The sequence below is a fragment of the Plantactinospora mayteni genome, assembly GCF_016862935.1.
Lineage (GTDB): Bacteria > Actinomycetota > Actinomycetes > Mycobacteriales > Micromonosporaceae > Plantactinospora > Plantactinospora mayteni.
Window position 1 is genome coordinate 126580 of record NZ_BONX01000054.1, and the last position, 10077, is coordinate 136656.

The 10077-nt window shown below is 70.9% G+C and carries 7 protein-coding genes and 2 pseudogenes; 7 read left to right on the forward strand and 2 right to left on the reverse strand.

All coding sequences use genetic code 11. The features are described 5' to 3' along the window. Positions 1–211 precede the first annotated feature (211 nt). Positions 212–1513: an ABC transporter substrate-binding protein gene (locus Pma05_RS35445; RefSeq protein WP_203861888.1), complete on the forward strand. Its 1302-nt coding sequence runs from the start codon at positions 212–214 to the stop codon at positions 1511–1513. 31 nt (positions 1514–1544) lie between these two features. Further along, the gene (locus Pma05_RS35450) at positions 1545–2501 is read left to right on the forward strand and encodes a carbohydrate ABC transporter permease (RefSeq protein WP_239313786.1); all 957 of its coding nucleotides are present in this window, start codon (positions 1545–1547) and stop codon (positions 2499–2501) included. Between the two features lie 2 nt (positions 2502–2503). Here Pma05_RS35450 and Pma05_RS43090 read toward each other — a convergent pair whose 3' ends face one another. Then, the gene (locus Pma05_RS43090) at positions 2504–2647 is read right to left on the reverse strand and encodes a hypothetical protein (protein WP_239313793.1); all 144 of its coding nucleotides are present in this window, start codon (positions 2645–2647) and stop codon (positions 2504–2506) included. A gap of 141 nt (positions 2648–2788) precedes the next feature. After that, the gene (locus tag Pma05_RS43850) at positions 2789–2995 is read right to left on the reverse strand and encodes a hypothetical protein (protein ID WP_307836996.1); all 207 of its coding nucleotides are present in this window, start codon (positions 2993–2995) and stop codon (positions 2789–2791) included. On the opposite strand from Pma05_RS43850, the pseudogene Pma05_RS43855 reads away from it, so the two are divergent. From Pma05_RS43855 to Pma05_RS35475, 5 genes and pseudogenes are all read left to right on the forward strand, one after another. After that, positions 2910–3218, forward strand: a pseudogene (locus Pma05_RS43855) (carbohydrate ABC transporter permease); the annotation flags it as partial. The gene Pma05_RS43850 and the pseudogene Pma05_RS43855 sit on opposite strands and share 86 nt — an antisense overlap. A 229-nt stretch (positions 3219–3447) precedes the next feature. Next, entirely contained in the window at positions 3448–4410 is a 963-nt protein-coding gene (locus Pma05_RS35460) for a DUF6807 domain-containing protein (RefSeq protein WP_203861889.1), read from the forward strand. Positions 4411–4586: 176 nt separating this feature from the next. Further along, positions 4587–5417: pseudogene (locus Pma05_RS35465) on the forward strand (DUF6807 domain-containing protein); the annotation flags it as partial. Then, positions 5414–6688 carry an ROK family transcriptional regulator gene (locus tag Pma05_RS35470; protein WP_203861891.1) on the forward strand — a complete coding sequence of 425 codons (1275 nt, stop codon included), beginning with the start codon at positions 5414–5416 and terminating at the stop codon, positions 6686–6688. The pseudogene Pma05_RS35465 and the gene Pma05_RS35470, both read left to right, overlap by 4 nt. Before the next feature lie 366 nt (positions 6689–7054). Beyond that, a complete protein-coding gene (locus tag Pma05_RS35475; protein ID WP_239313789.1) occupies positions 7055–9922 on the forward strand; it encodes an immune inhibitor A domain-containing protein in 2868 nt (955 codons plus the stop codon). Positions 9923–10077 lie beyond the last annotated feature (155 nt).

The following is a 10077-nucleotide window of genomic DNA, read 5'->3' on the forward strand; positions in this document are numbered from 1 at the left end:
GGTCACTGTAGAGCGGATACTGATCTCGGTCAATGGTTTTCGGCAATGCGCGAGGAGTTTGTTTCATCGGTTGACGTAACTCGAAATCCGGTCGTAACCTGTCCGGCGCCAGCCTCGAACGCCCGCCGCGCCCGACCGCCGGCCCGCCGGCAACTCCTGAAGGGACTGGGATCCCGTGACTGACCGAACGGCAAGAGTTGCCCGGGCACCGATGAGCCGCCGGACCGTGCTGAGGACGGCCGGGCTCGCGGGTCTCGGTGTCGGTCTCGGCACGTCGGCCTGCGGCCGGGGGTTCGGCGGCGGTGACGACCCCGAGGGCGGCACCGTGCGGCTCGACATGGTCTGGTGGGGCGACGCCACGCGCGCGGAGAAGACCCAGGCCGCGTTGGACATCTTCCAGCGGAAGAACCCCGGCGTGACCGTGCAGGTCGAATACCAGGACAGCGGGCCCTACAAGGACAAGCTGGCCACCCGGTTCGCCGCCGGGGACGCCCCGGACGTGATGGCGATGCGGATGGACAGCCTGCGCGAGTACGCCGACCGGGGCGCCCTGCTCGACCTCGGGCAGTACGCCGACGCGGTGGACCTGACCGGGCTGAGCGAGAACGCCCGGGCACTGGCCGCGGTCGGCGACAGGACGTACGGGGTACCGGCCGGGCTCAACGCGATCGGCTTCGTGGTCAACCGGACGCTGACCGAGAAGTACGGCGTCGCCGTGCCGGACGGCAACACCTGGAACTGGCCGGACCTGGCGACGTTCGCCCGGGAGGTGACCAGAGCCAGCGGCGGCAAGGTCTACGGCACCAACTTCGAGGCGTACACCCTGGCGAACGTCATCGTCTTCACCCGGCAGCGGGGTGAGGACTTCTACACCGCCGACGGTGGGCTCGGGGTCAGCGAGGCGACCGTCGCCGACTGGTTCGGGATGGTCGAGTCGATGCGCGCCGAGGGCGGCTTCCCGCCGGCCGGGTTCATCGAGAAGATCGGCGCCTCGGCCGAGCAGTCCTACCTGGCCAGAGGCTCCATCGCGGCCCAGATCATCCCGACGAACAACCTGCTGGCCTTCAACGCGGCGGCCGGGGGCAACCTGGCGCTGCTGCGCATCCCGGGCGAGACGCAGAGTCCTCGCCGGGGCCAGTCCGTCGACTGCCCACACCTCTGGTCGATCGCCGCCGCCTCGAAGCACCGGGACGAGGCGCTGCGGCTGCTCGACTTCCTGGTCAACGACGTGGAGGCGTCGAAGGCCAGCGGCACCACCCGGGGGGTACCGGCCAACTCGACGGTGGCCGACGAGATCAAGCCGACGCTGAGCCGGGACGACCAGGTCGCCACCGAATATCTCGGCGGGTTGCAGCGGGAGCAGTTGCCGCGCTCGTACACCTATCCACCCGGCTCGTCCAAGATCGCCGCCAGCCTGGAGTCGATCGCCGCCGAGGTCGAGTTCAGGCGGCAGACCCCGCGGCAGGCGGCGAAGGCGTTCGTCGAGGCCGGTCGGAAGGCACTCGGCAGGTGACCGCAGCCTTCCCGGCGGGGAACGACCGACCGTGAGCACCGCGACGGGAGCGCCGGCCGGCGCCCCGGTCCGACTCGCCTCGGGTACGCCGCCGCCAGCGCCCGCCGCCCGCCGGTCCCGGCCCCGCAAGGACCGGGCCGGCTACCTCTTCCTGCTGCCCTGGTTCCTCGGGATGCTCTTCACGATCATCCCGTTCTTCGCCTCGCTCTATCTGGCGTTCACCGACTACAACCTGCTCAACGCGCCCCGCTGGATCGGCGCGGAGAACTTCACCGAGATGCTGCACGACCCGCTGCTGCGCCAGTCGCTGAAGGTGACCTTCGTCTACACCTTCGTCTCGGTGCCGCTCTCCCTGGTCGTGGCGCTCGGGGTGGCGATGCTGCTCAACCGCGGCATCCGGGGCCTGGCCGTGTACCGGGCCGTCTTCTATCTGCCGTCGCTGCTCGGCGGCAGCGTCGCGGTGGTGCTGCTCTGGCGGTACGTCTTCGGCCTGGACGGGATCGTCAACGCCTTCCTCGGCTGGTTCGGCATCGACGGGCCGGGCTGGACCTCGGACCCGGACCATGCGCTGACCACCCTGATCGTGCTGCACATCTGGACCTTCGGCTCGCCGATGGTGATCTTCCTGGCCGGACTGCGCCAGATCCCCACCATGTATTACGAGGCCGCCGCCATGGACGGGGCGTCGAGGTGGCGGCAGTTCCGCTCGGTGACGCTGCCGCTGCTCAGCCCGATCATCTTCTTCAACCTGGTCCAGTCGCTGATCACGTCGTTCCAGACCTTCACCCAGGGATTCGTGCTCAGCGGCGGGACCGGCGGCCCGGCCGACTCCACGATGTTCTACAACCTCTACCTCTACCAGCAGGGATTCTCCCAGTTCAACATGGGCTACGCCTCGGCGATGGCCTGGATGCTGCTGGTCGTCATCGCCGCCTTCACCGCGCTGAACTTCCTGGCCGCAAAATACTGGGTCTTCTACGACAACTGAGGTCACGCCATGTCGATCGACACCAAGGCACCGGCCCGGGCTGCCCGGCGACGGGCCGAGGAGGAGAGCCACCTCGAACGGGTGGGGAGCAGCCGCCGCTCCCGGTTCACCCGGCACGTGCTGCTCTGCCTGGTCGGCGCGGTCATGCTCTATCCGCTGCTGTGGATGCTCTCCAGCTCGGTCAAGCCGAGCCGGCTGGTCTTCACCGACCTGTCGCTCTGGCCGGCGGACTGGGACCTGGGCAACTATCCCGACGGGTGGGTCGCGCTGGAGCAGCCGTTCGGCGTCTACCTGGCCAACTCGTTCGTGATCGTCGTACTGAGCATCGTCGGGAACCTGCTCTCCTGCTCACTGGCGGCGTACGGCTTCGCCCGGTTGAACTTCACCGGCCGCAAGCTCTTCTTCGCCCTGATGCTCGGCACCATGATGCTGCCCGGGCACGTGCTGCTGGTGCCGCAGTACATCGTCTTCGCCAAGCTGGGCTGGATCAACACGTACTATCCGCTGCTGGTGCCGAACTTCCTGGCCACCAACGCGTTCTACATCTTCCTGATGGTGCAGTTCATGCGGGCGCTGCCCCGGGAACTCGACGACGCCGCCCGGATCGACGGCTGCGGGCCCTTCCGGACCTTCTGGAGCGTGATCATGCCGCTCTGCATGCCCGCCTTCGCCACCACCGCGATCTTCACCTTCATCTCGGTCTGGAACGAGTTCTTCGGCCCGCTCATCTACCTCACCGACTCCGAGCTCTACACCGTGCCGCTGGCGCTGCGCCAGTTCGTCGACTCGGAGGGCCAGTCCCAGTGGGGGCAGATGTTTCGCCATGTCGTTCCTGTCGCTCGCCCCGGTGATCGGATTCTTCATCGCCGGCCAGAAATTCCTGGTCAAGGGCATCGCCACCACCGGCCTGAAGTAGCCGGCCGAGGACGGGGAGGACGGCACGCGGATGGCAGCGCAGCGACGACCGGCCGGACCGACCGGCATGACGGCCGGGCAGCCATCCCGCCCGGAGGCGACGATGCCGGACCAGGCCGCCCTGCCCGACACCGTCAGCCTGAGCGTGGGCGGCCGAGCCGTCGCCGACTACGTGTGGCAGCCACGCCTGCCCCGCACCGTGTCGCCCCGACCGTTCCTGCACCCGGTACGCACCCTCGCCGGCACCGAGGTCACCGAGTCGATGCCCGAGGACCACCCGCACCACCTCGGGGTCAGCGTCGCGGTCGCCGACGTGGGCGGCGCCAACTTCTGGGGCGGGCGCACCTTCGTGCCCGGGCACGGGCCGGTGCAACTGCCCAACCACGGCACGCAACGCCATCACGACTGGACCGCCCGGACCAGCACCGCCGTACGCCACGAGCTGCGCTGGGTCGGACCCGACGGCACCGAGCTGCTGCACGAGTACCGGCGGATCGCCGCGTTGCCACTGAGCGGGCAGGCGTGGGCGCTGGACTTCGGTTTCGAGTTGACCAACGTGACCGCCGGGCCGCTGACCTTCGCCAGCCCCGCCACCAACGGGCGGCTGGGCGCCGGATACGGCGGATTCTTCTGGCGGGCCCGGCGCGGCGACCGCCGGGTGCACGTGCTGGGCCCGGAGCGTACCGGCGAGCGGCACCTGCACGGCCGGCGAACCGCCTGGCTGGCGCTGACCGGCAGCGGCACCGACCCGTGGACGTTGATCTTCGTCGCGGCAGACCAGCCCCGCCGCACCGACCTGTGGTTCGTGCGCAGCCGCGACTACGCGGGCGTCGGATCCGCGCTGGCCTGGACACAGCCGCTGGTCGTCGCGCCCGGCGGCCGGGTGCGGCGGCGCATCGTCACCGTGGTCGCCGACGGCAGGCTACGCTCCCGACAGGTCGCCGACCTCGCCGGCACGGTGGCGGCGATCCCGGCCGAGGCGGCGCAGTCGTGACCACCAGCCGTCGGGTCGAGCCCGGTAGCGCGGCCGTCCGGGCCGGTGCGGAACCTCGGCGGTCGGCGTCCGACGGGGGCCAGGCAACGAGAGGCGGCGAGGCGACGATGGCACGTCCCGGCGTACCGGATCCGGTGCTCGCGGACCAGCCGCCCGGCACCGCCGTCCTCCGGGTCCAGGGTCGCGACGTCGCCCGGTACACCTGGCGGCCCGACCTGCCGCTGGCGATGTCCCCCCGCCCCTACCTGCACCCGGTACGCACCCTCGCCGGCAGTACGGTCACCGACGCCGGCCCCGACTCGCACCCGCACCAGTTCGGGATCAGCATCGCCGCCCCCGACGTCGGCGGGCGCAACTTCTGGGGCGGGCGCACCTTCGTCGCCGGCCACGGCCCGGCCTGGCTGGACAACCACGGCATCCAACGGCACCAGCGCTGGCTCCGGCACAGCACCGAGGAACTGGTGCACGCGCTGCTCTGGACGGACGCGCACGACCGCACGCTGCTGGCCGAGGAGCGCGCCCTCACCTGCCGGCCGCTCGACGGCACCGCTTGGGCGCTGGGCCTGCACACCCGGTTGACCAACGTCGCCGATCGGCCACTGACCATCCGCAGCCCGGCCGCCCAGGGCCGGGCCGGGGCCGGCTACGGCGGCTTCTTCTGGCGTGGCCCGGCCGTCGCCGAGACCGCCCGGATCCTCAGCCCGGCCGGCACCGACGCGCCTGCGGTCAACGGCAGTCTCGCCGGCTGGGTCGCGGTCACCGGCACCGGCGACGCCGGCGACTGGACCGTACTCTTCGTGCCCGGCGACGACACCACCGCCCGGGACCGGTGGTTCGTCCGGGCCCGCGACTATCTCGGCGTCGGCTCGTCGCTGACCTGGGACCGCCCGCTGGTGCTCGGCCCGGGCGAGACGATCACCCGGCAACTGGTCACCGTCGTCGTCGACGGCGCCCTGTCGGCGGTCACCGCCGCCGTACTCGCCGACACCGTCCGGCCGCCGAGATGACCGGGCCGATCCGGCCGAGCCGGCCCCGGCAGGCCGAGCAGCCCGTCCGGCAGCAGAGTCTGCGCAGCATCAACCTCGAACTCGTCTTCCGGCAGATCCTCGGCGCCACGCACCCGATCTCCCGTACCGAACTCGCCGCGGTCACCGGGCTGACCCGGCCCACCATCACCCGGATCGTCGACGACCTGCTCACCGGTCGGCTCGTCACCGAGACCGGATTCGCCCACGACGGTCGGGCCGGCCGGCCCCGGGTCGGGCTGACCATCTCCGACCGGGGACCGGCCGGACTCGGCCTCGACATCCGCGCCGACGGACTCGCCGCGGGTGTCGTGGACCTCACCGGCACCGTCCGGCACCTCGCCTTCGCCCCGGCGACCTACGCCGACCGGGGCGCCCCGACCGTACTGGCCGACCTGGCCCGGATGGCCGAGGCCGCCGTGGCCGCCGTCGCGGCCGAGGACCTCGCCGTCGTCACCGCCACCCTCGCCGTGCCCGGCCCGGTCGACGCCGGGCTGGTCAGGTCCGCCCCGGCGCTCGGCTGGCGCGACGCCGACGCCGGTACGCTGCTGCGGGCCGCCACCCGGCACCTCGACCTGCCGATCACCGTCGACAACGAGGCCAACCTCGCGGCGCTCGGCGAGCTCTACGCCACCCACCGCTCCCTGGACAGCTTCGTCTACGTCTCCGGCGGGCTCGGCATCGGTGCCGGGATCGTCCTGGATGGACAGCTGATGCGCGGCTCCCGGGGCTGGAGCGGCGAACTCGGCCACGTCACCGTCTATCCCGACGGCAAGCCCTGCCCCTGCGGCTCCCGGGGCTGCCTACAGACCTACGCCAGCCTGGAGGCGATCCTCGGCGCCGAACCGGCACCTCCGGGCAGTACTCCGGACGCCGAGATCGCCGCCCGGGCCGACGCCGGCCGGCCGGACACCCTCGCCGCGCTCGACGCCGCCGGCACCGCGCTGGGCGTCGCGCTCTCCGACATGCTCAACATTCTCGACATCGGCTCCGTACTCCTCGGCGGCAGCTTCTCACTGCTGGCGTCCTGGCTCACCGCCAACGTCCGGACCGAGATCGACCAGCGGGTGCTGACCACGGACTGGGCACCGGTGACCGTCCGACCCGCCCTGCTCGGCCCGGACGCGGCCGTGATCGGCGCCGCCCTGACCTCCGTCGATCAGGTCCGGCAACAGCCGGCCGGCTGGCTGCTGCGCCAACCCGGGCGCTCCGGACCGGCCCGGTCGCGGCAACCGGCGAAGCGGTCCGGCTAACGGTCCCGGCAACGGCGGACCGCCCGGCGGTTCAGCGGCGGGACTCGGCTGTTCCGGCCGCGTTCCCTGGTTCCGGCCGCGTTCCCTTCGGGGACAGGGTGTCGGGAGCGCCGCTCGACGCCGGGCACGGAGGGCTCGGTGCACATCGTGCGGTACCGGTCGAGTGGTGCCGTGGCTGCTCGCCGGGAACGTACGTGATGGACCGACAAGCGCGAACTGCCCGGCCTGGACTGTTGTGTGATCCCGAAAGGACAACGGTGGTTGTCCATGGTCGTGCCGTCGCATAGCGTCCCTGTCGTTGCCCGCGTGTCCGAGTGGATGCGCCGGGTGACTGCTTCGCTCACGCATGCGCGGAAGGGGAGGGACGTGCGACGACTGACAGTCAGCGGGGGGATGAGATGGGCAGGTGGGCGACGGCGCCTGCTCGCGGCGTCGGTACCCGTGCTGCTGGTCGCGACGGTCGGGGTGGCGGTCAGCGGTGCCGGGCCGGCGACCGCCGACCGGGCGGCCCGGTTCACACCGACCGAGCGGGACTACTACATCAACTACGTCGACCCGAAGGTCGAGCGGCCCAGCGACGGTCCCGAGGTGGTGGTCGACGGCGGTAAGCGCAAGGTCAAACAGGAGAGGCCCGATCCGGTCGCCGCGTTCGGCCGGAAGTTCGCCGAGGGGAACCCGGTGGCGGCCCGGGGCCTGGCCAAGACCGAGGCCGAGGCGATCCGGACCGGCAAGAACCCCCGGCACATCCGCTACAAGCAGGCCGACGAGACGCAGGTCGCGAAGCTGCTGACCATCCTGGTCGAGTTCAACCCCAACGCGAACGACGACTTCACCGGCGTGATGGTGCCCCGGGCGACGTTCGACGACGCGACCACCCCGGAGAACGAACGGGAGTGCGTGCCCGGCAACGTCCAGAACGGGCCGCTGCACAACAACATCCCGAACCCGGCGAAGGCGTCGCACCCGGACAACAACTCGATGTGGGTACCGGACTTCTCCACCGAGCTCTACAACAAGATGCTCTACAGCCGGGACGGCATCACCGAGCGGGTCCGCACCGACCTGCGCGGGCCGGACGGCAAGCGCGGCATCGACCTGCGCGGCTACACGATGCGCAACATGTACCTGGAGATGTCGAAGGGCGCGTACACGGTGGACGGTCAGGCGACCCCCTGGGTCACCGTGCCGCACTCCGAGGCGTGGTACGGCGCCGACACCTGCACCCAGGCCGACGGCGAATGGGTGGCCGGGGCCAGCCAGGACATGAACGGGCACCCGGACAACCCGTCCGGCGCCGGCGCGCTCGGCATCGACGCGGTGAACGTGCTGACCGCGCAGAACCCGGACTTCCCGTGGGCCGACTACGACATCGAGGACGTGGCGGACGCCGACGGCGACGGCAACTTCAACGAGCCGGACGGCGTCATCGACCACCTCGTACTGGTGCACGCCGGTGAGGACAAGTCCGGCGGCGGCGGCGCCGAGGGGCCGTACGCGATCTGGGCGCACTCGTCCGCGATCGTGCCCGGCTACACCATCCCGGGTACCGACAAGATGATCAGCAACTACATCGTCCAGCCGGAGGACTCCGGCGTCGGGGTCTTCGCCCACGAGTACGGCCACGACCTCGGCCTGCCGGACCTGTACGACATCGGCTCCGGCGGCGACTCGGACGTCGATTTCTGGGACCTGATGTCGGCCGGCTCGCACACCGGCCCGATCTTCCAGGGCATCCCCACCCACATGGGTCTCTGGGACAAGTTCGTGCTCGGCTGGGCCGACCCGGTGATCCTGAACCCCGGTGACGACCCGGCCCGGGTCAAGCTCGGGCAGACCTCGCGTACCCCGGTCGGCACCGAGGACGGCGTCCGGGTGAACCTGCCGGCCAAACAGATCAGCCTCTCCACCCCGCACAGTGGGGAGGGCCAGTGGTGGACCAGCAACGACCAGTCCTGGGCCGACGTACGGCTGTCCCGCACCCTCCAGGTGCCGGCCGGTGGCGACGTGCGGTTCTGGCTCTGGAACAACTACTCCATCGAGGAGGACTGGGACTTCGGTTTCGTCGAGGTCTCCACCGACGGTGGCAGCACCTGGACCGAGCAGAAGGTCTTCGACTCGGCCGGCGACCTCGTCTCCACCGACGACGGCTACGCCGACCCGAACGGCCGGATGCACGACTACGGCGACAAGAAATACGGCCTGACCGGCGGCACCGGCGGCGAGTGGCGACACGACTACGTCAACCTGACCGGCTTCGCCGGCCAGACCGTGCAACTGCGGCTGCGGTACGCCACCGACGCCGCGTTCGAGGACACCGGCTGGTTCACCGACGACTTCTCGGTCACCGCGGACGGCGCCACCGTCTGGTCGGACGACGTGGAGAGCGGCGCCAACGGCTGGACCGCGACCGTCGGCACCTTCACCAACACCACCGGCGCCGGCTGGGCGATCTCGCCCGGCGAGTTCTCCTACGCGCACTACTACCTCGCCGAGTGGCGTAACCACGACGGCTTCGACGAGGGCCTGAAGTACGCGTACCAGACGAACTACAACCGGGACGGTGCCTGGAAGGTGGACCGGGTGCCGTACAACGCGCCCGGCATGCTCGTCTGGTATCGGGACACCAGCTACGGCAACCTCAACCTGACCCTGAACAACCTCTTCGACCCGCCGAGCGTCGGCACCAAGGGCGGTCTGCTGATCGTGGACTCGCACTTCGACCCGTACCGGCGGCAGGGTCAGGCAGCGGCGAAGGACCCGTCGGGGCTGGACAACCTGCCCTCCCGGCCACAGTCGTCGAACGCGGCGTTCGGGTTCGGCAAGACCTACCCGTTCACCGAGTGTTTCGAGGCGCCGAACGAGCCGTTCAGCGCGTACTGCACCAAGTTCAAGGCGCAGCCCGGGGTCAAGTCCTTCACCGACAGCAAGGGCTGGTACCCGGGCATCGAGTACCGGCCGGATCTCGACGCCGCGAACCCGCTGTTCTTCCGGGACGCCGACGCCTCGGTCGTGCTGCCCTCCGAGGGCAACTCGCCGTACTCGGCCCGGATCGTGGACAAGAACGGCAAGCCGGCGCGCGGCCAGTACGGCATCGACCTGGGTGGCGGAGTCCTGACCGGCACCGGCAACCCGGGCGAGGTCGGGCTGAACTTCGGCGTCCGGTTCGACCTGCTCCAGCCCGGCCACCGCAACCAGTGGGCGGTCGTGCAGGTGGTCCCACCCGCCGCACCGTAACCAGCACCGGGTCGGATCCACCGATCTCCAGGGGCCGTCGCCAGCATCCCGCTGGCGGCGGCCCCGCCCGCCACCGGAATACGGGCCAGTGCTCCGCCCTTCAGGGCGGGGGTGAAGGCCCGCGCGGGGAGGGCCGCCAAGGCCCGAGTCGTGCC